Origin of the sequence: Falsiroseomonas ponticola (assembly GCF_016805305.1) — a bacterium.
GTDB lineage: Bacteria > Pseudomonadota > Alphaproteobacteria > Acetobacterales > Acetobacteraceae > Falsiroseomonas > Falsiroseomonas ponticola.
Map to the genome: position 1 here is coordinate 77,305 of NZ_JAERQN010000002.1, position 22,789 is coordinate 100,093.

General features: G+C 71.7%; 25 protein-coding genes. 14 read left to right on the forward strand and 11 right to left on the reverse strand.

The window, feature by feature from the left end; translation table 11 throughout:
* Window positions 1-34: 34 nt before the first annotated feature.
* Window positions 35-979, forward strand: a complete 945-nt coding sequence (locus JJI54_RS07950; protein WP_203072435.1) for an ABC transporter ATP-binding protein — start codon at window positions 35-37, stop codon at window positions 977-979.
* Window positions 976-1,962: an alpha/beta fold hydrolase gene (locus tag JJI54_RS07955; protein WP_203072436.1), complete on the forward strand. Its 987-nt coding sequence runs from the start codon at window positions 976-978 to the stop codon at window positions 1,960-1,962. Before JJI54_RS07950 ends, JJI54_RS07955 begins: the two co-directional genes overlap by 4 nt.
* Window positions 1,963-1,997: 35 nt before the next feature.
* On the opposite strand, the gene JJI54_RS07960 is transcribed toward JJI54_RS07955, so the two are convergent.
* From JJI54_RS07960 to JJI54_RS07970, 3 genes are read right to left on the reverse strand one after another with little or no spacing between them, the layout of a single operon-like run.
* Entirely contained in the window at window positions 1,998-2,312 is a 315-nt protein-coding gene (locus JJI54_RS07960) for a type II toxin-antitoxin system RelE/ParE family toxin (RefSeq protein ID WP_203072437.1), read from the reverse strand.
* Complete coding sequence (locus JJI54_RS07965; RefSeq protein WP_203072438.1) at window positions 2,302-2,589, reverse strand: type II toxin-antitoxin system ParD family antitoxin; 288 nt, start codon at window positions 2,587-2,589, stop codon at window positions 2,302-2,304. The genes JJI54_RS07960 and JJI54_RS07965 overlap by 11 nt, the downstream gene beginning before the upstream one ends.
* A 55-nt stretch (window positions 2,590-2,644) precedes the next feature.
* On the reverse strand, window positions 2,645-3,826 hold the full coding sequence (locus tag JJI54_RS07970; protein ID WP_203072439.1) for an enolase C-terminal domain-like protein: 1,182 nt from the start codon (window positions 3,824-3,826) through the stop codon (window positions 2,645-2,647).
* 84 nt (window positions 3,827-3,910) lie between these two features.
* On the opposite strand from JJI54_RS07970, the gene JJI54_RS07975 reads away from it, so the two are divergent.
* Complete coding sequence (locus tag JJI54_RS07975; RefSeq protein ID WP_203072440.1) at window positions 3,911-4,687, forward strand: enoyl-CoA hydratase/isomerase family protein; 777 nt, start codon at window positions 3,911-3,913, stop codon at window positions 4,685-4,687.
* 47 nt (window positions 4,688-4,734) lie between these two features.
* Window positions 4,735-5,706: a Bug family tripartite tricarboxylate transporter substrate binding protein gene (locus JJI54_RS07980; protein ID WP_203072441.1), complete on the forward strand. Its 972-nt coding sequence runs from the start codon at window positions 4,735-4,737 to the stop codon at window positions 5,704-5,706.
* Between the two features lie 68 nt (window positions 5,707-5,774).
* Here the strand turns inward: JJI54_RS07980 and JJI54_RS07985 are convergent, their stop codons facing one another.
* The 5 genes from JJI54_RS07985 to JJI54_RS08005 form a co-directional block, all read right to left on the reverse strand.
* Window positions 5,775-7,448: a gamma-glutamyltransferase family protein gene (locus JJI54_RS07985; RefSeq protein WP_203072442.1), complete on the reverse strand. Its 1,674-nt coding sequence runs from the start codon at window positions 7,446-7,448 to the stop codon at window positions 5,775-5,777.
* 4 nt (window positions 7,449-7,452) lie between these two features.
* The gene (locus tag JJI54_RS07990) at window positions 7,453-8,433 is read right to left on the reverse strand and encodes a hydroxyacid dehydrogenase (protein ID WP_203072443.1); all 981 of its coding nucleotides are present in this window, start codon (window positions 8,431-8,433) and stop codon (window positions 7,453-7,455) included.
* An 82-nt stretch (window positions 8,434-8,515) separates the two neighbouring features.
* Window positions 8,516-9,118: a thiamine pyrophosphate-dependent enzyme gene (locus JJI54_RS07995; protein WP_203072444.1), complete on the reverse strand. Its 603-nt coding sequence runs from the start codon at window positions 9,116-9,118 to the stop codon at window positions 8,516-8,518.
* Window positions 9,119-9,123: 5 nt separating this feature from the next.
* Window positions 9,124-9,675, reverse strand: a complete 552-nt coding sequence (locus JJI54_RS08000) for a phosphonopyruvate decarboxylase (RefSeq protein WP_226381559.1) — start codon at window positions 9,673-9,675, stop codon at window positions 9,124-9,126.
* Window positions 9,676-9,742: 67 nt separating this feature from the next.
* Window positions 9,743-11,281: a hypothetical protein gene (locus JJI54_RS08005; RefSeq protein WP_203072445.1), complete on the reverse strand. Its 1,539-nt coding sequence runs from the start codon at window positions 11,279-11,281 to the stop codon at window positions 9,743-9,745.
* Window positions 11,282-11,394: 113 nt separating this feature from the next.
* On the opposite strand from JJI54_RS08005, the gene JJI54_RS08010 reads away from it, so the two are divergent.
* Together JJI54_RS08010 and eutC are read left to right on the forward strand one after the other, a co-directional pair.
* Window positions 11,395-12,759, forward strand: coding sequence for an ethanolamine ammonia-lyase subunit EutB (locus tag JJI54_RS08010; RefSeq protein ID WP_203072446.1), 1,365 nt, complete (start codon window positions 11,395-11,397; stop codon window positions 12,757-12,759).
* A gap of 8 nt (window positions 12,760-12,767) precedes the next feature.
* On the forward strand, window positions 12,768-13,499 hold the full coding sequence (eutC, locus tag JJI54_RS08015; RefSeq protein ID WP_318987464.1) for an ethanolamine ammonia-lyase subunit EutC: 732 nt from the start codon (window positions 12,768-12,770) through the stop codon (window positions 13,497-13,499).
* Here eutC and JJI54_RS08020 read toward each other — a convergent pair whose 3' ends face one another.
* From JJI54_RS08020 to JJI54_RS08030, 3 genes are all read right to left on the reverse strand, one after another.
* Entirely contained in the window at window positions 13,500-13,829 is a 330-nt protein-coding gene (locus tag JJI54_RS08020; protein WP_203072448.1) for a cupin domain-containing protein, read from the reverse strand.
* Window positions 13,826-15,175: an amidase gene (locus JJI54_RS08025; RefSeq protein ID WP_203072449.1), complete on the reverse strand. Its 1,350-nt coding sequence runs from the start codon at window positions 15,173-15,175 to the stop codon at window positions 13,826-13,828. The genes JJI54_RS08020 and JJI54_RS08025 overlap by 4 nt, the downstream gene beginning before the upstream one ends.
* Before the next feature lie 75 nt (window positions 15,176-15,250).
* On the reverse strand, window positions 15,251-15,406 hold the full coding sequence (locus JJI54_RS08030; RefSeq protein ID WP_203072450.1) for a hypothetical protein: 156 nt from the start codon (window positions 15,404-15,406) through the stop codon (window positions 15,251-15,253).
* A 161-nt stretch (window positions 15,407-15,567) separates the two neighbouring features.
* Between JJI54_RS08030 and JJI54_RS08035 the strand changes: the two genes are divergently transcribed.
* From JJI54_RS08035 to JJI54_RS08070, 8 genes are all read left to right on the forward strand, one after another.
* A complete protein-coding gene (locus tag JJI54_RS08035) occupies window positions 15,568-16,563 on the forward strand; it encodes a TRAP transporter substrate-binding protein (RefSeq protein WP_203072451.1) in 996 nt (331 codons plus the stop codon).
* Window positions 16,564-16,629: 66 nt separating this feature from the next.
* A complete protein-coding gene (locus tag JJI54_RS08040) occupies window positions 16,630-17,145 on the forward strand; it encodes a TRAP transporter small permease (protein ID WP_203072452.1) in 516 nt (171 codons plus the stop codon).
* A 6-nt stretch (window positions 17,146-17,151) separates the two neighbouring features.
* Complete coding sequence (locus JJI54_RS08045; protein WP_203072453.1) at window positions 17,152-18,450, forward strand: TRAP transporter large permease; 1,299 nt, start codon at window positions 17,152-17,154, stop codon at window positions 18,448-18,450.
* Between the two features lie 3 nt (window positions 18,451-18,453).
* Window positions 18,454-19,326, forward strand: a complete 873-nt coding sequence (locus JJI54_RS08050) for an SMP-30/gluconolactonase/LRE family protein (protein WP_203072454.1) — start codon at window positions 18,454-18,456, stop codon at window positions 19,324-19,326.
* 12 nt (window positions 19,327-19,338) lie between these two features.
* Window positions 19,339-20,175 carry an NAD-dependent epimerase/dehydratase family protein gene (locus JJI54_RS08055; RefSeq protein ID WP_203072455.1) on the forward strand — a complete coding sequence of 279 codons (837 nt, stop codon included), beginning with the start codon at window positions 19,339-19,341 and terminating at the stop codon, window positions 20,173-20,175.
* Entirely contained in the window at window positions 20,175-21,014 is an 840-nt protein-coding gene (locus tag JJI54_RS08060; RefSeq protein WP_203072456.1) for an aldose 1-epimerase, read from the forward strand. The genes JJI54_RS08055 and JJI54_RS08060 overlap by 1 nt, the downstream gene beginning before the upstream one ends.
* Window positions 21,015-21,153: 139 nt before the next feature.
* Window positions 21,154-21,561, forward strand: coding sequence for a DUF5872 domain-containing protein (locus JJI54_RS08065; RefSeq protein ID WP_226381560.1), 408 nt, complete (start codon window positions 21,154-21,156; stop codon window positions 21,559-21,561).
* Complete coding sequence (locus JJI54_RS08070) at window positions 21,558-22,688, forward strand: DUF3140 domain-containing protein (protein WP_203072458.1); 1,131 nt, start codon at window positions 21,558-21,560, stop codon at window positions 22,686-22,688. The genes JJI54_RS08065 and JJI54_RS08070 overlap by 4 nt, the downstream gene beginning before the upstream one ends.
* The last annotated feature ends 101 nt before the right edge of the window (window positions 22,689-22,789 follow it).

Here is a 22,789-nt window from a genome sequence, read left to right on the forward strand (position 1 = left end):
GACCAGCCCTGCGCCGCGCGCTACCGGTGGGGCCATGCAGCCAACCCACGCCATCGAGATCGCGGGCCTCCGCAAGACCTACCCCGGCGCCAAGGGGGCCGCGGGCAAGGAAGCGCTGAAGGGCGTGGATCTGGTGGTGCCCCGCGGATCCTTCTTCGGCCTGCTGGGGCCGAACGGGGCGGGGAAATCGACCCTGATCGGCATCCTGGCCGGGCTGGTGCAGAAGATCGCGGGCAAGGCCTCGGTCTGGGGCGTCGATCTGGACGCGGACCCGATCGGGCTCCGCCAGCGGATCGGCGTGGTGCCGCAGGAACTCAACCTCGACCCCTTCTTCACGCCGCGGGAGGCGATGGAGATGCAGGCCGGGCTCTGGGGCGTGCCGAAGGCGCGCCGGCGGACCATGGAGATCCTGGATGCCGTGGGCCTGGCGGACAAGGCGGATGCCTATGCGCGCAGCCTGTCGGGCGGCATGCGCCGCCGGCTGCTGGTGGCCAAGGCCATGGTCCATGCGCCGCCCGTGCTGGTGCTGGATGAGCCGACGGCGGGGGTGGATATCGAGCTTCGCGAACAGCTCTGGCGCATGGTGCAGGGGCTGAACCGGGCCGGCACCACCATCGTGCTGACCACGCATTACCTGGAGGAGGCGGAAAGCCTCTGCGACCGCATCGCCATCATCGGCCAGGGCCGCCTGATCGCGAATGAGCCGACGCGGGACCTGATCGCCAGGCTGGACGACAAGACCATCACGGTGACGGTGGCGGAGGACCTCGGCGCCGTGCCGCCCGGCCTGGCGGGGCATGAGGCGCGGCTGGATGGGCCAAGGCGGCTCGAGATCCGTTATCGCGCGCGGGAGACGCGCGTCGAGGATATCCTGGACGCGGTGCGGGGCGCGGGCCTCGCCATCCAGGACTTGTCCACCAAGGAGGCCGACCTGAACGCCATCTTCCTGCGGCTGACCCGGGAACAGGTCGCGGCTTGATCCGGGCGCTGCTGGCCGCTTCCGCGCTGCTGCTGGCGGCGGCCTGCACGCCGGTGGTGATGCCGGCCGGCCCGCCCGTGGCCCTGCCGCGGCTAGAGGAGGCGGCCGTCATCGCCGCCGATGGCGCCCGGCTGCCGATGCGGGTCTTCCCGCCAGAGGGCGCGCCCCGCGCCGTGATCCTGGCCCTGCACGGCTTCAACGACCATAGCGGCAACTTCCTGACCGACAGCCTGGAAGCCCTGAAGCAGGCGGGCATGCTGGTCTATGCCTATGACCAGCGCGGCTTCGGCCGGGCGCCCAACCGCGGCTACTGGGCGGGGGCGGAGACGATGGCGGCCGATGCCGCCGCGGCCGCGCGCCTGCTGGCCGAACGGCATCCGGGCCTGCCGCTCTTCATGCTCGGCGAGAGCATGGGGGCCGCGGTCTCCATCCTGGCCGCGGGCATGGACCCCGCGCCGCCGGTGCGCGGCTACCTCCTGCTGGCGCCGGCGCTGTGGAACCGCGAACTCATGAATCCCCTCATGCGCGGCGGCATCTGGCTGGCGGAGCGCACCATCCCGGCCCTGCCGGTCACGGGCGGCGTCGGCGGCGTGGTGGCCAGCGACAACGAGGCCGCGCTGCGCCGGCTGGGGCGCGACCCCCTGGTGATCCGCGTGACGCGGGTGGATTCGGCGCTCGGCCTGATGGATCTGATGGACAAGGCGGTGGCGGCGCTGCCGCGCTGCTGCGGGGGGGCGCCGGCGCTACTGCTCTATGGGGAGCGGGACATGATCGTGCCGCCGCGCATGACCCGCGCGGCGGTGGCCAGCGTGCCGCCCGAGACGGGGCTGCGCATCGGCGTCTATGCCGGCGGCTACCACCTGCTGCTGGCGGGCGGGAACCGGGAGGAGGTGGTGCGCGACATCCTGGCCTTCATCGAGGACCCGCGGGGGCCGCTGCCATCGGATGCGGAACAGCGGGCACCGGGGTGGCTGGCACGCTGAGGCTTGCCAGCGTGCTGGCGCGATAGGGTTGTCGCTCAGTCGGCCTCGTCCTGGCCGGCCCAACCTTCCAGATCCCGACCCGCATAGAGAAGCCGCAGGATGGTCACGGTCGATCCCGTGACCTGGAAGGCAATCGTGACCCGCCGGCGGTAGCCGAGGGTGCGGAGGCCCGGCCGGATGGCATCACGCCGCGTGCCGCGCTCCGGGAACTCGGCCAGGCCGAGGCAGTGCCGCCGTAGCGCCTCCACATAGCCAAGGGCGCGTTCGGGCAGGGAGGCATCGGCGATGACGTCGTAGAGGTCGCGGAGGTCGTCGAGCGCTTCCGGCGCGAAGACGACCCTATGCGTCACGCCGCGTCTTCAGCCTTGCCGCGTGATGCGCCCTGAGCGCGGCGCCAACCGCATCGGCACCCATCGCCCTGCCGGGGTCGGCCTGCATGGCGTCCTGCACGGGGGCCACTTCCTCGCGCAGCCAGCGTTCGACCGCTGCGTCACGCTCCCGCAGCGCGCGCAGGCCGGCGCGGACGACCTCGCTGGCCGAGGCATAGCCCCCGGTCGCGACCAGCTCGTCCATGTAGCGCGCCTGGTCGGGCGGAAGGCTGATGGTGCGCTTCTCAGCGGTGGCCATGGCGGAAACTCCAGGGCGATGCGGTATGAAGGCATCATACCGCACCGGCGCAGCCTCAGCCCAGCGTCTTGAACACCGCGAACAGCTCGTTCTTCGCCTCGAAGCCGATGCCCGGGATGGTCGGCATCGCGACCTTGCTGTCCACCACCGGCACGTCATCCGCGAAGCCGCCGAAGGGATGGAAGACCTCCGGGTAGCTCTCATTGCCGCCGAGGCCCAAGCCCACCGCGATGTTCAGCGCGAACTGGTGCCCGCCATGGGGCACGCAGCGGCGGCGGGACCAGCCGTGCTGGGCCAGCATGTCGAGGGTGCGGAGATACTCGACCAGGCCATAGGACAGCGCCGGGTCGAATTGCAGGATATCCCGGTCCGGCCGCAACCCGCCATGGCGGATCAGGTTGCGCGCATCCTGCATGCTGAACAGGTTTTCGCCCGTCGCGATCGGCGGCGCGTAATGCTCGGCCAGCGTGGCGTGGGTGGAATAGTCCAGCGGGTCCAGCGGCTCCTCGTACCAGCGCAGCCCCATGGGGGCGAGCGCCGCGGCATAGGTCAGCGCGGCATGCAGGCCGAAGCGGCCATTCACGTCCACCGCGAGCTTCGATCCATCGCCGCCCAGCAGCTTCACCACCGCCTCGATCCGGGCCATGTCCTCGGCCAGCGCATCCTTCAGGGACGTGCCGGGCGCGCCGCCGATCTTCATCTTCACGGTGGAATAGCCCATGCCGAGGTAGCGCTTCATCTCCTCGACCAGCTGGTCCACGCCCTTGCCGGGGTAGTAGTAGCCGCCCGCGGCATAGACCCAGGCCGCCGGGTCCGCGACGCCGTTGTTGAAGCGGTCCGCCAGCAGCTTCCAGAGCGGCACGCCATCCAGCTTCGCCGCCGCGTCCCACAGCGCCATGTCCAGCACGCCGACGGCCACGCTGCGCTCCCCATGCCCGCCCGGCTTCTCGTTCTTCATCACCGCGTTCCAGGCGCCGGCGGGGGAGAGCTTGCCATCGGGCCGCGTGATCTGCGCTTCCGTCGCCTCCAGCAGCCGGGGGATGAAGCGCTCGGCCAGCAGGCCGGGCTGGGCGTAGCGGCCATTGCTGTTGAAGCCGAAGCCGGTGGCGCGCTTGCCGCCCGCATCCTCCACCGTGACCGCGACGATGGAGGCGGTCATCTTCGAGAAGTCGATATAGGCATTGGCGATGGCGCTCGCGATCGGCGCCGTGCCCTGCTTCACGCTGACGATGCGCATCTGCTGGCTGTTCCTGTGACCTGGTCCCCACCTTGTCGCCCCGCCCCGCTTGGCGGCACAAGAGGGGGAGGAAGAGGAAACAGCATGCCCGACATCCTGCACGAGACCCGCGGCCGCATCGCCTGGACCACGCTGAACCGGCCCGAGAGCCGCAACGCCATGACCTTCGCGATGTATGAAGGCCTGGTGGAACAGGCGGAGCGCGTGACGAAGGACGCCGGCATCCGCGCCTGGGTCATCACCGGCGCCGGCGGCAAGGCCTTCGCGGCCGGCACCGACATCAGCCAGTTCCGCGAATTCAAGTCCGGCCAGGACGGGCTCGACTACGAGAAGCGGATCGACCGCGTGCTGTCCGCCGTCGAGGATTGCCCGAAGCCCGTCATCGCCGCCATCGCGGGCGCCTGCACGGGCGGCGGGCTCGGCATCGCCGCGGTCTGTGACCTCCGCATCGCCTCCGCCAATGCCAAGTTCGGCGTGCCGGTGGCGCGCACGCTGGGCAATTGCCTCAGCACCTCCAATGTCTCCCGCTTCGCGACGCTGATCGGCCCGGCGAAGCTGAAGGAGCTGATCTTCACGGCACGGTTGATGGAGGCCGAGGAGGCGCGCGCGGCCGGGCTGATCAGCGAGATCCTGCCGACGCCGGAGGCCGTGGTGGAACGCGCGATGGACCTGGCGGAGACGGTGGCCGGCATGGCGCCGCGCACGCTGACGGCGACGAAATTCGCGCTGAAGCGCCTGCGCCTGGCGGCTGGCCAGATCCAGGGCGACGACCTGGTGGAGCTCTGCTTCGGCAGCCAGGATTTCCGCGAGGGGATGGAGGCCTTCCTCAACAAGCGCGCGCCGAACTGGACGGGGAACTAGGCGGGCGGCATGCTTCCTCCAATCGATAAGACGATTGGAGGAAACGCATGGTCACGAGACGCCTGTTGATGGGCGCGGCGGGCGCCTGCGCGCTGCCGCTGCCCGGGTTCGCGCAAGCGGCCTATCCCACGCGCCCCGTCTCCATGCTGGTGGGCTTCGCGCCCGGCGGCGGCACGGACATCATCGCGCGCCTGCTGCAACCCGCGCTGAGCGAGGAATTCGGCCAGCCCATCGCGATCGAGAACCGCGCCGGCGGATCGGGCACCATCGCGGCGACGCAGAATGCGCGCGGGCGGCCGGATGGCTACCAGATGCTGATGACGACGGTCAGCGCCAGCGCCGTGGTGCCCCCCACCATGAACCCGCCGCCCTTCGACATCATCACCGACCAGACGGCGGTGGTGCTGGCGGGCACGGTGCCGCTGGTGGCGGTGGTGCCGCTGACCTCGCCGGCACAGAATTTCCGCCAGTTCCTGGACCATGCGAAGGCCAATCCGGGGAAGCTCAACTACGCCTCCTCCGGCATCGCCACGCAGCAGCACCTGGCGAGCGAATTGCTGAGCTACGCCGCGGGGCTGTCCATGCAGCACATCCCCTTCCGCGGCACGGGCCAGGCGGTGAACGAGATCCTGGCCGGGCGCATCGACATCGCGATCGACACGCTGCCGACCTACCTGCCGCATATCCGCGCCGGCCGCGTGCGGGCGCTGGCGACCACGCTGCCGGACCGCGTGCCGACCCTGCCGGATGTGCCGACCGTGGCCGAGCACGGCTTCCCCGGCTTCGATTCCGCCGTCTGGTACATGGTGATGGGCCCGCCCGGCCTGCCGGACGCGATCGCGCAGCGCTGGGTGGCGGCGGTGAACAAGGCGCTGGCGGAGCCCACGCTGCGGCAGCGGGTGATGGATGCGGGCTTCATCCCGGGCGGCGGCTCCAGCGCCGATGCGGCGGCGCTGCTGCGGCGGGATGCGGCGAAGTACGCGCAGCTGATCCGGGCGGCGAATATCAGGTTCGAGTAGGCTGCCCGGGGGAAACGCCGTTTCCCCCGCACCCCCTTTGCCAGGGCCGAGCCGGCCCTGGACCGTCCTCAGTCGCCGGCGGCGATGCCGTCGCGGCGCGGGTCGGCGGCGCCCTCCAGCGTGCCGTCGGGCAGGCGGCGGATGATCTGCAGGCCGGTGTTCATCACCACGGCGCGGGGCGCATGGCCGAGGGTGGTCAGTGCGGGCGCCAGGGCCTCGAGCGGCGTGCCGCGCTCCAGCTCCTCCACGCCATTCTGCGCGCCGATGCGGGGGCGGGCGGTGGCGGCCTCGGCATTCGCGCCATGGGCCAGAAGGTCGATCAGCGCGGCCGCCACGGCATCCGGGATGCGCGCGCCACCACCGGCGCCGAGAACGATCACGGGCCGGCCATCTGCGCCCATCACCATGGTCGGCGCCATGGTCGTGACGGGGCGCTTGCCGGGCTCCAGCCGGTTCTGCGCGGGTGCCTCCGCCGTGCCGGGGCTGGTGGCGAAATTCGTCATGCCGTTGTTGAGCGTGACGCCCATGGCCGCCAGCTCGGCGCCGAAATTCAGGTTGTTGGTGGTGGTGAGGGAGACGGCGTTGCCGCTGGCATCGACGATGACGACCTGCGTGGTCGCGGCCTCCGCCCAGGGATCGCTCTCCGCGGGCAGGGCGCCGCGCCGGTCGGGCGGCGTGCCGGGTGCCACCTGCGCCATGGCGCGGTCGGTGCTGGCGAGGGCCGCGCGGTCATCGAGGTAGCGGGCATCGACCAGCCCGCGCAGCGGCACCGAGACGCGATCGGGGTCGCCGATCCAGCGGCGACGGTCGGCGCTGGCGAGGCGGCTCGCCTCGAGGAACAGATGCGCGGCCTCCGCGCTGTCCCGCGCCTGGCGCGCGATGCCGAGGCGCTCCGCGATGCCCAGCGTCTGCAGCACGGCGACGCCGCCCGACGATGGCGGGGCGGCGGTGCAGACCTGATGCGCGAAGGCCGTCATGCAGATCGGCTCGCGCTCCACCGCGCGATAGGCGCGGAGGTCGTCGAGGGTGATCCAGCCGGGGACGGCATGGGCCTGCGTCGCCTCGACCAGTGCCTGGCCGATGGGTCCGCCATGGATGGCGGCGGGGCCGAGCGTCGCCAGCAGGCGCAGCGCCTCCGCCTGGTCCGGGTTGCGGAAGGGCGCGCCGGGGGCAAGCGGCTCGCCGGCGGCGTCGAAATAGAGGGCGCGCAGCGCGGGCACGCGGCGGAGTTCGGCGGCGCGGGCGCGGATGACCTGCGCCAGGTAGGGCGGCAGGGGAAAGCCCTGCTCGGCCAGCGCGATGGCGGGGGCGATGAGCTCCGCCCAGTGCAGGCGGCCATGCGCTTCCCGCGCCAGGGCGAGGGCGGCGATGGCGCCGGGCACCGCGACCGAGCGGCCGGAGCGCGCGACGGTGGCGGGGCCGACACCGCCCGCGGTCAGGCGGTCAGCGCTGGCGGCGGGGGCGCTGGCGATGCCCTCGAAGAAGCGGAGCCGCCGCTGGCCCTCGTCCCAGACCAGGACGAAGGCGCCGCCCAGCAGCCCGCTGGCGTGGGGCTCGGCGACAGAGAGCACGGCCTGCGCCGTGACGGCGGCATCGATGGCGGTGCCGCCGGCGCGCAGTATCGCGAGCGCCGCTTGCGTCGCATGCGGGCTGGCGGTGGCGACCATCTGGCGCGGGGCCCTCGCGGGCTCCGCGAAGGCGGGCGTTGTTGCCAGCAGCAGGGCGGCGAGAAGGCGGCGCATGGGTTCAGTTTCTCCGCGCGAGGACTTCCTTGTTGACGACGATATCGGGGTCGAGCGTGCCGGCGAAGCAGGCGAGGCAGGCCTCGGCCGCATCCATCGCCATGCGCGCCAGGCCTTCCGCCGTGCTGGCGGCGACGTGGGGGGTGAAGATCAGGTTGGGTGCGGTCAGCAGGGGGATCGCGGTCTCCACGGGCTCGTCGTGGAAGACGTCGATCCCCGCGGCGCCGAGATGGCCGGAACGCAGCGCGGCGTCGAGCGCCGCTTCATCCACCAGCGTGCCGCGGGCGGTGTTGATGAAGAGCGCGCCCTTCTTCATGCGGGCCAGGAAGGCGCCGTTCACCATGTGGCGGGTGGAGGCGTCGGAGGGGCAGTGGATGGTGACGATATCGGCTACCGCCGCCGCTTCGGCCGCATCGTCCACCGGGATGAAGCCGAGGCCGCGGATGGCTCCCTTGCCGATGTTGGGGTCCCGCACCAGGACCTTCATGCCGAAGGCGGCGCAGAGCTTCGCGACCCGCGTGCCGATGCGCCCGAAGCCTACCACCAGCACGGTCTTGCCGGCCAGGTCGAAGGTGGGGAGGTTCGGCTGCCCGCCCCAGACGGGCTTCGCCTGGCGGAGGTTGGCGTCGTAGCCGGAAAGCTGGCGGGCGCAGGCGAGCATCAGCATCAGCGCGTGTTCGGCCACCGAGACCGCGTTGGCTTCGGGCGTGATGGTGAGCGGGATGTTGCGTTCCGTCAGCGCGGGCACGTCCACCGCATCGTAGCCCACGCCGTGGCGGGCGAGGATGCGCAGATTGGTGCAGTGGCTGAGGAAGGGCCGGTCGATGCGGATGGTGCGCACGATCAGCGCGTCGGCCTTCGGCAGGTTCCGCGCCAGGCTTTCCGGCGAGATGTCCATCAGCACCTCGACGGTCACGCCTTCGGTCGCGCGCATCTTCTCGATGGCCGCTTCATGGATCGGTCTTACGCAGATGACGTGCGGCATTGACGGGTCTCATTTGAAAAGCCCCCTCCGCTGGAAGGGGGGTTGGGCGCACTGCGCCCAACGGTGGGTGAGGGGGTGACGCTTAGAGTTGATGGTGGGCCTGCGGCCCCAGGATCGCTTCCCGGAACCTGGCCGCGAGGTAGGCGCCTTCCCGCGGCGGCAGTTTCAGCGGCAGGTTGGCCGCGTCGATCTTGATGACGGCGACAAGGGGCGCTGTCGCGCTGTGGATGGCGTCCCGCAGCGGCGCGATGCCGTCCGGCGTCGTGATGGTGCGGGCATCGGCGATGCCGGCGCCGCGGGCGATGGCGGCCAGGTCCACGCCGTGTTTCGTCGCCGTCTCCTGCCCGCCGGTCTCGCCGTAGTGTTCGTTGTCCAGCACGACGATGGCGAGGTTGGGCGGCTGCTTGGTGGCGATGGTGGCGAGTGCGCCGAGGCCCATCAGCGCCTCCCCATCGCCGGTGATGACCAGCACGCGGCGGCTGGGCTGGGCGAGGGCCAGGCCGAGCCCCATCACGGCCGCGCCGCCCATCCCGCCCCAGAGGGGCAGGTTGTTGGGGCAGTCGCCGGCCGCGGTGATGTCCCAGGCGGGGGCGCCGAGGCCGGCGATGACGAGGAGGTCGCCGCGATCCGCCAGCAGGGCGTTGACGACGGCGCGGCGGTCGAGCTTGCCGGAGGGTGCGAGCATGGCCCTCAATCCTTCCCGAAGGTCTTGGCGCCGATCAGGCGCTGGCCGAGCAGCGTCGCCGTGGGCCGGTAGGTGTTGAAGGCCATGCGGATGGTGGCGTCCACGCAGGCTTCCACGTCGCCCGGCACGTCGGCTCGGCGGACCAGCGTGCCCATGGCTTCCAGCACCGTCTGGGTGGCGTTGCCCATGGGCACCTGGGCCGGGTTGAACTCCCCATAGTCGCCGCGCATGGTCACGATCATCGGCATCGGCGTGCGGTGCAGGATGGGCAGGGACAGCATGTTGATGCAGTTGCCCACGCCCGAGGATTGCATCAGCAGCACGCCCTTCACGCCGCCCATCCAGGCGCCGGAGAGGAGCGCGATGCCTTCCTCCTCCGTCGTCAGGGTGACGACCGTGATCTCGTTGTCCGCGATGCAGCGCTTGATGAGGCGGGAATGCCCGGCATCCGGCACCAATGCCACCTGGGTGATGTTCTGGGCCTTGAGCACGGCGTAGATGCGGTCGGGCCACTCGGCCGCCGCATCGGGGCGCATTTCCAGCGCGTCGCGATCCATCTCGTTCCTCCGCAAGGCGGGCAGGATCGGGGGTGGAAATGGTGTTGGCAAGCCGGGCCGGGCAGCCTCACGCGCCGCGCAGCAGCCAGGCGGCGAGGATACCGCCCAGCCCCTCCAGCCCATCGATGAAGCCGGGCAGGGCCGATGGCAGGGCGGCGACGGCGAGGGAGAGCGCGCCGCCGGCCAGCAGCAGGACCAGCAGGATGGCCAGGAAGACCTCCACCGCCACCAAGGCGACCAGCAGCGCATGGGCCACGGGCTGGCCGGCGGGAGGGGCACCTTCGGCCGCCGTCCGCAGCCTGGTGCGAAGCGCGGCATGCGGGACGCGCAGCGCCGCGCCGATCAGGCCGCACAGTACGAGGGCGATGGTGCCGAGGCTGGGCAGCATCGGCACCAGGACGATCGCGTAGAGCGAGGCGAAGATGACGAGATGCGCCAGCAGCCGCAGATTGTCGGGGATATCCGGCGCACCGAAGAATGCATGGTTGCCGACCGATACGGCGAGGATGTCGGTGCCGAGCATCGCCAGGTACAGCGCGGCCGCCAGCAGCGGCACCACGGGCAGGGAAAGAAGGACGTGCAGCGATCCCATGATCGCCGGGCGGGCGCAGAAGCCGCGCCGGTGCAGGGCGCGCCCGATCCCTAGCGTGACCGCGAGGCAGGGCTGCATCACCAGTGGCAGCAGCGTGAAGAGAGCGATCAGCCGCAGGGTCGGATAGACCGTCTCCGCCTGCAGGCCGAGGTGAAGGATGCCGAGGCTGGCCAGGATCGCCGCCGGCCAGGCGATGCACCAGAGCAGGCCCAGCCGGCCCTGCCGAAGGGCAAGGTGGCCGAGCAGCAAGGCGGCGAACCCGGCCAGAAACCCGCCGGCCAGGGCCGGCGTCACGGCTTCGCCGGGCCGGAGGCCGGCGGCGGCCTCCAGGCCAACAACAGTGGCCGCGGCGCCGATGGAGGCCGCGACCAGCCCGAGCCCCGGGCTGGCAAGGCCGCCCGGGTTGCGGTCCTGGGTTCCGATCGCGATGGCGCCGAAGGCCACGACGAAAGTGGCGGCATCCGCGGCGTCATGGCCGGCGACCAGGCGGGCGACCTCCGCCGCGACGACGAAGGCGCCGATGCCCCAGCCCAGTTGGCGCAGCAGGCCGCCGCCCCGCATGCAGGCATAGGCGATGAGAACCGCCACCAGGCCTACCGCCGCGAGGATGCGCCGCCATGGCGCGGCCGCGGAAGCCAGGCCCAACTGGTTGCCCAGCGGTTCGGCCCAGCCGAAGGCGATCCAGGGCAGCAGGAGGCAGAGGAAGGGCAGCGGCAGGGCCAGCACGGCGCAGCGGTCAAAGGCGGAGCCGGCCGGGCTTCCCCCCGGGCCGTCCAGCCACCGGCCCAGCACGCCCTGGGCTTCATCGAGCAGCCAGGTCGCCCGCTCACGCGCCGGCAGGGGCGCAAGCCATCGCAGCAACCCGTCTCGCCCCGGCCCGCTTATCGCCCGGCCCGCGCACCAGGCGGCGATTCCGGCGCCGAGCAGGGCGAGCAGCAGGGCGGCCAGCGCCATGGCGGGTGCGTCGTCCAGGGCTGCCACGGGGGTGGCGCCCAGCAGGGGCAGTTCCGTCATCGGCCGAGGCGTCCCGCGTCGTCCCGCGCAGTATGCGGAGTCGGTGCGATTCCTCAACGAGGCGCGCGATTTGCTCTCTCGCCTCGCCGCATCGACCTGCGATAGGAAGGGCCATGCCCTTCGCCCAGATCGTCGGCGGCACGCGCCACGTCTTCCCCGATCTTCGCCGGCTGCTGGCCTGCGCCACCCCTTTCCGGTCTGGCGATGCGCTGGCCGGCGTCGCGGCGGAGTCGGCGGCGCAGCGGGTGGCGGCGCAGCGGGCGCTGGCCGACCTGCCGCTGCGCCATTTCCTCGATGAAGCCGTCGTGCCTTACGAGGATGACGAGGTCACGCGGCTGATCCTCGATGGGCATGATGCGGCCGCCTTCGCACCGGTGGCGCACCTGACCGTCGGTGGCTTCCGGGACTGGCTGCTGGCCGAGGCCGATCCGGCCGCCATCACCGCGCTCGCCCCGGGGCTGACGCCGGAGATGGTGGCGGGACTGACGAAGATCTGCCGGCTGCAGGACCTGGTGGCCATCGCAGCCAAGTGCCGGGTGACGACGCGCTTCCGCAACACGCTCGGCCTGCCGGGGACGCTGTCGATCCGGCTGCAGCCGAACGACCCGGTGGATGACCCCAAGGGCATCGCCGCGCAGGTGCTGGACGGGCTGCTGCTCGGCGCCGGCGATGCCGTGATCGGCGTGAACCCCGCCACCGACAATGTGGACAATCTCTGCCGCGTGCTGGGCCTGCTGGATGCGGTGCGGGACCGCTACGCCATCCCGACGCAATCCTGCGTGCTGGCGCATGTGACGACGACGATGCTGGCGATGGAGCGGGGCGCGCCGGTCGATCTCGTGTTCCAGTCCATCGGCGGCACGCAGGGGGTCAACACCTCCTTCGGCGTCTCGCTGTCCGTGCTGCGGGAGGCGCATGAGGCGGCGCTGGCGCTGAAGCGGGGCACCGTCGGCGACAACGTCATGTATTTCGAGACCGGGCAGGGCAGCGCGCTGTCGGCCAACGCCCATCACGGCGTGGACCAGCAGACGCTGGAGGTGCGCGCCTATGCGGTGGCGCGGGAGTTCCGGCCGCTGCTGGTGAACTCCGTCGTCGGCTTCATCGGCCCCGAATACCTCTATGACGGCAAGCAGATCATCCGCGCGGGGCTCGAGGATCACTGCGCCGGAAAACTGCTCGGCCTGCCGATGGGGGTCGATGTCTGCTACACCAACCATGCGGAGGCCGACCAGGACGACATGGATGCGCTGCTGACGCTGCTGGGCGTGGCCGGCGTGACCTATGTGATGGGCGTGCCGGGGGCGGACGACACGATGCTGGCCTACCAGTCCACCTCCTTCCATGACGGGCTCTATGCCCGCGCCGCGCTGGGCAAGAAGCCCGCGCCCGAATTCGCGGCCTGGCTGGAACGGATGGGCCTGGCGGAACGCACGCCGGAAGCGCTGCCCGCGCCGATGACCGTGGCGGGGCTGCTGTGAGCGCGCCGGTGCTCTGGCGCGACCTGCGCCGCTTCACCAGCGCGCGGGTCGGGCTCGGGCGTGTGGGCCATGCGCTGCCGACGGCGGCGCATCTCGATTTCCAGGAAGCGCATGCGCAGGCGCGGGATGCGGTGTGGTCGGCGCTCGACGTGCCGGCCTTGCAGGCGGTGCTGCCCGGCGCGCGGGTGGTGGCCTCCGCGGCACCCGATCGTCGATCCTACCTGCTGAGGCCCGACCTAGGGCGGCGCCTGGCGGAGGGCACGGTGCTGGAAGCGCGGCCCGGCTGCTTCGCCATCGTGGTGGCGGACGGGCTCTGCGCCAGCGGGGTGCAGGCGCAGGCGGCGCCGCTGCTGGCCGCGCTGGCGCCCGGGCTGGAACGGGCGGGTTGGGCGGTCGCGCCTCCCGTCATCGCGACCCAGGCGCGCGTCGCGATCGGGGACGATATCGGCCAGGCGCTGGGCGCGGCGATGGTGGCGGTGCTGATCGGGGAGAGGCCGGGCCTCTCCTCGCTGGACAGCATGGGCATCTACCTGACCCACGCGCCCCGCACCGGCCGCAACGACGCGGAGCGCAACTGCATCAGCAACATCCGTCCGGGCGGGATTTCCCCGGCGGATGCGGCGGCGAAGCTGCTCTGGCTGGTGGCGGCGGCCCGGCGGCTGGGCCTGACGGGCGTCGGCTTGAAGGACGAACAGCCGGCGGCGCTGGAGGGTGAGGCAAGGCCGGTGATCGGCGGGTAGTCAGCCCGGCAGATGCACCGCCAGCCACAGCGCGGCCTCGCTGGTCCAGGCCACGCGGTGGCGGCAATGGGCCGGCAGCACGGCCCAGTCGCCGGCCACCATCCGCCTTTCGCTGCCATCGTCGAAGGCGAGCCCGGCCTCGCCCGAGACCAGCAGCACGAATTCGGTGCTGGGCTGGTCGTACCAGAAGCCGGCGGGGCTGGCGGCGCGGCGGCTCGCGATGCGCTCCACCGTCACACCCTTCTCCGCCAGCAGGGTGGCGACGGCCTCGCCACCCTCCCGCGCCGCGGCGCCGGCGCCGAGCGCGCCGAAGCGGGGGTTCGGGTTCACGCGGCCAGCGCCGCTTCCACCGCCTGCGCCACGCTGAACAGCTTTGCATCCCCCATGTGTTCCCCCATCAGCATGAAGCCCACCGGCGCCTCGCCCGGCCGGTGGCAGGGGATGGAAATGCCGCAGCGGTCGAGGAAGTTGCCGACCGTGGTGTTGCGCAGCAGCAGCAGGTTGATGCGGCCATACTCGGCCTCCTCCTCCACCGCCGCGATCGGCGGCGGGACCAGCGGGCAGGTCGGCATCACCACGGCATCGAAGCCGGCGGTCGCCCGCGCGAAGGCGGCGATGATGCGGGCGCGTTCCTGCATCAGCCGGATGTAGTCGGCCGCGGTCATCCTCGCGCCGCCCTTGATGCGCCCGAGGATGCGCGGGTCGTAGCGATGGCCCTCTCGCTCGATCAGCCCCTCATGCCAGGCGAAGGCCTCGCTGGCCGCGAAGGTGCCGCGGGCATTGGCCTTCGGGATATCGGCCAGTTCCGGCACCGTCAGCGGCGTGACATGGGCGCCGGCGGCGGAAAGGGTGGAGAGCGCGCGTTCGAAGGCCGCGGTCACGGCGCCATCCCAATCCCCGGTGACGTAGCCCTGCAGCACGCCGAGTCGCAGCCCCGCCACGGGCAGGGGGGCGACCGGGGCGGCTTCCTCCGCCCCCGCCATGAAGGCATCGACCGTGGCGCAGCACTGCACGCTGCGGGCCAGGGGGCCGAGGCTGTCGAGGGAGAAGGAGAGGGGCAGCGTTCCCTCCAGCGTCACGCGCTTCGCAGTGGGCTTCCAGCCGACGATGCCGCAGAGCGCCGCCGGGATGCGGCAGGACCCCCCGGTGTCCGACCCCAGCCCCGCGAAGCCCATCCCATCCGCCGTCGCCACCGCGGCGCCGGAGGAGGATCCGCCGGGCAGCCTTCCCGTCGCCCGGTCCCAGGGGCTGCGGGGCGTGCCGTAATGGGGGTTCACGCCAAGGCCGGAGAAGGCGAATTCCACCATGGTGGTGCGCCCCAGCACCACGAAGCCCGCGCGCTGCAGCCGGGCGACGGAAGGCGCGGTCGCGGTGGCCGGCGCGGCACCGTCCAGCGCCACGGAGCCCCCGCGCGTGACCTGCCCGGCCTCGTCATACAGGTCCTTGATGCTGATCGGGATGCCCGCGAAGGGGGAGGGGGCGCGGCCCGCCTTGCGCAGCGCGTCCATGGCATCGGCCTGGGCGCGGGCCTGGCTGGCCTGGACCACCATGAAGGCGCGGGACCCTTCGCCGGCCGGGTCGGCGATGCGGGACAGCGCCTCCTCCACCAGGGCCCGCGCCGTGGTCTGCCCGCTGGCCAGGGATTGCGCGGCCTCGGCGATGGTGGGGAAGGACATGCTGGCGAAATCCCGCTGCGGTGTGGCGGGATGCTGCGCAGGACGGGGGGCTTGTGCAACCCTCGGCGCCGGCCGTCAGGGGCGCGGCGTCGCCTCGCCCTGGTCATTCGCCGGCGGAACCGCCAGGATCAGCTGGACGGCCCAGGGATAGAGGAGAAAACCCACGGCGGCCGCCGGCACCAGCGGCACCTCGTTCTCCTCCGCCTCCTCGACCTCGTCCTCGCGGTCCATGTCCATGCCCTCCACCCACGGGAGGGCAGCGCGCGAGGGCCCGTCCCGTTCCCGCCGCCGCGACGCGCAGCACGGATTTGACAGGATGAGCCCCTTCAGTTGTAGGATGACCGACAACCCGGGGCGCCTGACCCTCGGGGCTGGAAGACAACGAGGGAACAATGATCCGGAAGACAGCGCTTCGCGCCATTCGCGCCGTCGCCATCACGGCGGCCGTGCTCCTGCCCTTCGCGCCGGCCACGGGCAGCGCCCAGGAATGGCGCGGCTGGAACATCCATGCGGCGGATTATCCGAATGGCCGCGGCCTGGACCGCTTCGCGGAGCTGGTCGGCCAGCGGACCAACAACCGCATCCGCATGCGCACCTACCACAGCGCGCAGCTCGGCCAGCAGGATGAGGCGATCCAGCAGATGCGGCTGGGCTCCATCGACTTCGCCAATTTCAACCTGAGCCCCTTCAACAACCTGGCCCCCTCCACCAACGTGGTGACGCTGCCCTTCCTGTTCCGGGACGTGGCGCACAGCCATGCCGCGATCGACGGCGTGGCGGGGCAGGAGATCGCGCGCGACCTGGAGCAGATCGGCATCATCGCCCTGTCCTGGTTCGATGCGGGGGCGCGCAGCCTCTACACCACGCGGCCCGTCCGCACGCCGGCCGATCTGCGCGGCATGAAGATCCGGGTGCAGACCTCCGACCTCTGGATCGACCTGATGCGCGCGCTGGGCGCGAACCCGACGCCGCTGCCCTTCGGCGAGGTCTTCACCAGCCTGCAGTCCGGCGTGATCGACGGGGCGGAGAACAACTGGCCGTCCTATGAGAGCACGCGCCACTTCGAGGTCGCGCGCTTCTTCACCACCACCGAGCACAGCAACGTGCCGGAGGTGCTGGCCGTGTCCCGCCAGCGCTGGCAGCGGCTGAACGAGGCGGAGCGCAACATCCTGCGCGACGCGGCGCGGGAAGCGGCGACCCTGCAGCGCCAGCTCTGGGCGGAGCGGGAAGTGACGTCCCGCCAGCGCGTGGTGGCCGCCGGCGCCACGGTGATCGAGATCACGGACCGCTCGCCCTGGTCCGCCCTGATGGCCCCGGTCTATGAGAAGTACACCGGCGGCAATGCGCGCCTGTCCACCATGGTGCAGCAGATCCGCGACCTGCGCTGATCGCCCGGGGGCGCCTGCGGGCGCCCCCTTTTTCCAGCGCCGACACCAAGCCCAGGAAACGCGCCCATGGCGATGTTCACCCGTGCCCTCGACCTGTTCTCCCGCATCGTCCTGGTGGTGGCCGGCATCGCGCTGGTCGGGCTGGTGGTGATGATGGGGTGGCTGGTCTTCGGCCGCTATGTGCTGAATGACACGCCGACCTGGATCGAGCGCGCGGCCACGCTCTCCATCCTCTGCATCGCGCTGCCGGTGGCGGCGGTGGGGGTGCGGGAACGCTTCCATCTGTCCGTGCTCGGCTTCCGGGAATCGCTGCCCATGGGGGCGCAGCGCGTGATCGCGATCGGCTGCGACGCGCTGGTGGGCGCCTTCGGCTTCGCCATGGCCTGGTACTCCCAGGAACTCGTGGACATGGTCTGGAACTTCAAGATTCCGCTGCTCGGCATCAGCCAGGGCTGGACCTATGTGCCGCTGCAGGTCTGCGGCGCCCTCATCACCCTTTTCGCCATCGAGCAGGTGCTGCTCGACATCCTGAGCAAGGATGGTCCCGAACAGCGCGGCGTGGCCGCGGCCTTCCTGGAGTAGCCCCGCGTGGAATTCGGCCTCTTCCTGATCTTCGCGGTCTTCATCCTCGGCGTCATCGCCGGCGTGCCGGTGGCCTTCGTGCTCGGCATCGCGGCCCTGGTCGGCTTCATCTACGAGGGCATCAACCCCGCCGTCGCCTTCCAGCAGATGGCGAGCGGCATGAGCATCTTCGCCCTGCTCGCCATTCCCTTCTTCGTCTTCGCGGGTGAGTTGATGCTGCATGGCGGCATCGCGCGGCGGCTGGTGGCGCTGGCCTCCGCCGCGGTGGGGTGGATGCGGGGCGGGCTCGGCATGGTCGATGTCTCCACCTCCATGCTCTTCGGCGGCATCTCCGGCTCCGCGGTGGCGGATACCTCGGCCACCGGCGTCATCCTGATCCCGGCCATGAAGGCCAAGGGATACGGGGTGGATTACGCGGTCTCGCTGACCGTCACCTCCTCCATCGCCGGCATCCTGATCCCGCCCAGCCACAACATGATCCTCTACAGCCTGGCGGCGGGGGGCGGCATCTCCGTCACCGCGCTGTTCATCGCGGGCATCGTGCCGGGGCTGATCATGTGCGGCTTCCTCGCCATCGCCGCCTATGTGATGGCGGTGCGGCGCGGCTATCCGGCGGAGCCCTGGGGCGGCTTCAGGCACCTGGCGCTGAAGTTCATCGATGCGCTGCCCGGCCTCTTCACCGCCTTCATCATCCTGGGCGGCGTGCTGTCCGGCATCTTCACGGTGACGGAAAGCGCCGCCTTCGGCACCATCTGGGCGCTGCTGGTCACCATCGTCGTCTATCGCAACCTGACCTGGGAGAACTTCAAGGTCGCGGTCGCGGCCGCCGTCCGCACCTCCGCCGTCGTCTTCCTGCTGGTCGGCACGGCGACGGCCTTCGCCTATCTCCTGGCGCTCTACCGCCTGCCGGATCTGCTGACGGAGGGTATGCTGGCCATCAGCAGCAACCCGATCGTCATCATGCTGATGATCAACCTCTGCCTGCTGCTGCTGGGCTGCGTGATGGACATGGCGGCGCTGATCCTGATCACGACGCCGATCTTCCTGCCGGTGGTGGTGGCGATCGGGGTGGATCCGGTCCAGTTCGGCATGATCATGATGATGAACCTGGGCCTCGGGCTCACCACGCCGCCGGTCGGCGCCGTGCTCTTCGTGGGCTGCGCCATCGGGAAGATTCCGATCGAGCAGGTGATGCGGACGATCTGGCCCTTCTATGGCGCCATCCTGGCCGCGCTGATGCTGACCACCTACTGGCCCGCCGTGTCGCTGACCCTGCCGCGCCTGTTCCTGGGCTACGAGGGCTAGGCCATGGCCTTCCAGCTTGCCGCCGACCTGCGGGCGCAGGTCGGCGAGAGCCCGGTCTGGGATGCGCGCCGCGGCGTGCTCTGGATGGTCGATATCCTGTCGCGCGCCGTCATCCGCTTCGACCCCGCCGATGGCGCGACGCGCCGCATCCCGGTGCCGGAGGTCTGCGGCAGCCTGGCGCTCTGCCGGTCGGGCGCCCTGCTGGTGGCGCAGCGCGCCAGCGTCATCCGCCTCGACCCCGAGAGCGGCGCCATCGCCCCCTTCGCGGCCATGCCGGGGGAGCCCGCGCATAACCGGCTGAATGACGGCAAGGTGGGGCCGGATGGCTGCTACTGGGTCGGCAGCATGGACGACCGGCCGGAGAAGGGGCCGACCGGCATCCTCTGGCGCGTGCGGCCCGATGGGGTGGCGGAGCGGCGGCGGGACGGCCTCGTCGTCTCCAACGGCCTGGCCTGGAGCCCGGATGGGCGCCGCATCTGGCATTCCGACAGCCGCCGCGCGGTGCTGGACATCGCGGATTTCGACCCCGCCACGGGCGACACCGGCGAATGGCGGCGGGTGATCCAGCTGGACGAGGCGACGGGCCGCCCCGATGGCGCGGCGATGGATGCCGAGGGGAACTACTGGTCGGCCGGCGTCTCCGCCGGGCGGATCAACGTCATCGATGCGGCAGGCCGCATCCTCCGCCACCTGCCCTTCCCGGTGCCGGCGCCGACCATGCCCTGCTTCGCGGGGCCGGATCGCCGCACCCTCTTCGTCACCAGCCTCCGCGCCGGCAAGGACGAGGCGACGCTCGCCGCCCATCCCGCGCTCGGTGGGCTGTTCCGGGGCGACGCCTTGGGACAAGGTGCGCCCGTGACCGACTTCGCGGACTGAGGAAACCCACGCATGACCAAGCCCATCCTGCTGACCGGCGCTTCCGGCAACCTCGGCCGCATGCTGGCGAAGGAGCTGTCCGCCGCCGGCCACACGCTGCGCCTGACCGACATCGCCCCCTTCCCGGACCCGCTGCCCGCCAACTGCACCTTCACCCGCATCGACCTGAATGAGGGGCTGGGCATCCTGCGCCTGGCCGAGGGCTGCGGCACCATCCTCCACTTCGGCGGCATCGCGACGGAGCATCCCTTCGAGGTGGTGCTGGGCCCGAACCTGCGCGGCCTCTACCACATCTATGAGGCCGCGCGGCGGGAAGGGGCGCGCGTGGTCTTCGCCTCCTCCAACCACTCCATCGGCTTCCACACCCGCCCGAGCGGGAATGCGGAGCGCCTCGACCTCGACTGCGCCTTCCGGCCGGATGGCTTCTACGGCCTCTCCAAGGCCTATGGGGAGCTGATGGGCCGGATGTACTGGGACAAGCACGGCGTGGAGAACGTCAATGTCCGCATCGGCTCCTGCTTCCCCAAGCCCACCAACAAGCGGATGCTCTCCACTTGGCTGAGCTATGCCGACCTGGCGCGGATGATGAAGGCCATCATCGGGGCGGAGAAGGTGGGCCATGCCGTGATCTGGGGCGCCTCCAACAACCCCGAGACCTTCTGGGGCAAGGACCACCGCGACCGCATCGGCTGGAAGCCGGAGGACAGCGCGGAGGATTACCGGGCGGAGGTCGGGCACATCGTCTCCGACGACCCGGTGGAGGAACGCTACCAGGGCGGCAGCTATACCTCCGACGGCTATACCCGGCGCGGTGGCTTCTCCCCCCGCGACCAGTTCGACCTCGACTGATGATCCTGCAGGCCGGTGACTGGCGGGCGGCGCTGCTGCCGGAGGCGGGGGTCGCCTTCCGGTCGCTGACGCTGGCGGGGCGGGATGTGCTGCGGCGCATCCCGGAGGGCGCCGATCCGAACAACGGCTTCCACGGCGCCTTCATCATGGCGCCCTGGACCAACCGGCTGGAGGATGGGCGCATCGTGGTCGGCGGCGTGGAGCACCGCATGCCGATCAACCGCCCGGCCGAGAACAACGCGCTGCACGGCTTCATCCGCGACCTGGCCTGGACGGTGGAGGAGCAGGACGGATCGCGCGCCAGCTTCGCCTGCGCGCTGAACCACGCGCCCTTCCGCGCTTCCGCGCGCCTGTCGGTGGCGCTGTCCGGCGACGGGCTGGCGCTGTCGCTGCGGCTGGCCAACACGGGCGCGGTGCCGACTCCGATGGGCTTCGGCTGGCATCCCTGGTTCGCGCGCCCCGCCGGCACGCGGCTGCGCTTCGCCGCCACCACCATCTTCGGCCGCGACCACCGCAGCATCGCGCAGGGCGCGAGGCCGAGTGCCGGGCTGAACGGCGACGACGCCGTGCTGCTCGGGCTCGACACGCATTTCGCGGGCTGGGATGGCGTGGCCGAGATCACCTGGCCGGACGGCACCGGCATCACGCTGCGCGCCGCCGGCGACTGGGCGCGCAACCTGCAGGTCTTCGCGCCGCGCGGCGGCGACGTGCTCTGCGTGGAGCCTGTCAGCCATGTGCCCGATGCGGTGAACCGCCCCGCCAATGCCGCGCATGGCGCGATGCACCTGCTGCCGCCGGGCGGATCGCTCGACGCCTCACTGATGATTCATCGCGCCTGAGGGCGCGATGCGCGGTTTTCGTGCATCCGCGTTCCAACACGCGGGAACAATCGCCGCGTCGTGACGTTCGCCTTCGCAACCCGATGCGTCGCGCCTTGTGGCGCGCAGCATGGCGAGCATCGCGGAGGGAGCGGACTTCATGGCGAGCACCGCGCAAAGGACGGACCCCGCACTCTGGGAGAAGGTGAAGCGCCGCGTCATGCGCGGCGACAAGGGCGGCGATCCCGGCGAATGGTCGGCGCGCAAGGCGCAACTGGCCGTCGCCGAATACAAGAAGGAAGGCGGCGGCTATGTCGGCGGCAGGAAGGCCGACAACAGCCTGGCGCGCTGGACGAAGGAGGAGTGGGGAACGGCGTCCGGCAAGCCCTCGGGCGAGACCGGTGAACGCTACCTCCCCAAGGCCGCGCGGCAGCGCCTGACGAAGGACGAGGTCGCGCGCAGCACGGCGAAGAAGCGCGCGGACACCAAGGCGGGGCGGCAATTCTCCGCCCAGCCCAAGGATGTTGCGCGCAAGGCATCCGCCGCGCGGAAGGGCGCGTCGTCATGAGCGATGACGATGCCGCGCGGGAATTCCGCCGCCTGGTGAACCTCTCCGCCGATGAGCTGCGCGACTGGCTCGGCACGGCGGAGAGCGAGGCGGCGGGCTGGACGCAGGAGGGAGAGCGGGAATCCATCGGCCACCAATCCGGCCGCTGGATCCTGTCTGTCCTGGAGAGCGGCGCATCCGGACCGGATGAGGCGGATGCGGGGCGGATGCGCCGGGTGGTGGGCTACATCCATCGCCACCTCGCGCAGCGGCCCAAGGGCGACGTCAGCGACACGCGCTGGCGCCACAGCCTGATGAACTGGGGGCACGACCCCCTCAAGGAGGATCGACGCATGAGCGACGAGATGAACCAGGCGAACGAGGCCGAGGAGATGCCGGCGGAGCCGATGGCGCCGCCCGCCGAGGAGAAGCCGAAGCGCCGGCGTGCGGCGACGCCGCGCAAGGCCGCTTCCGGCAGCACCGCCAAGGCGCCCGCGAAGCGCGGCGCGGCGGGCCGCACCGCGGCGGCGGCGAAGGGCGGGCGCAACAGCGGCGGCACCACCCGCAAGGCCGCCGCCGACGGCGCGGCCAAGCCGGCGCCGAAGCGCGCCACCAAGGCCACGTCCAGCCGCAGCGCGGCCGGGCGCACGGCGGCGGCGGCCAAGGGCGGGCGGAACAGCGCGGGCACGACCCGCAAGGCGGCGACGAAGGCGCCCGCCAAGCGCGCCAGCGCGGCCAGCCCCCGCAAGGCGGCGTCCACCGCCACCCGCAAGGCCGGCGGCACGGCGCGGAAGGCGACGATGAGCCGGTCGGAGGCCGCGTCCAAGGCCGGCAGCGCGCGCACGCCGAAGAAGGCCGCGGCGGCACGGGCGAATGGCGCCAAGGGCGGCGCCGCCCGCGCCAAGGCGGCGACGACGCGCCGCGCCAGCACGGCCAAGGCCGCGCCGAAGGCCGCCGCCAAGCCGGCGCGCGCCAAGGCAACGGCGGCGAAGTCCGGCCCGCCCAAGGCCGCGCCGAAGCGTGCCACGAAGGCGGCCCCGGCGCGTGCCGCCAAGGCGGCCTCCAGCCGTGGCGCCGCCGGGCGCACGGCGGCGGCCGCGAAGGGTGGCCGCAGCAGCGGCGGCAGCAGCCGCGCCAGCCGCGCCTGACGGGCTGCGGCGGGGGCTCCGGTCCCCGCCGCATGCCGGGCCCCGGCCCCCTGAAGCCTCACCCAATGGGTCCCCCCCTCCCCAAGCGGCGCGGGCCGGGC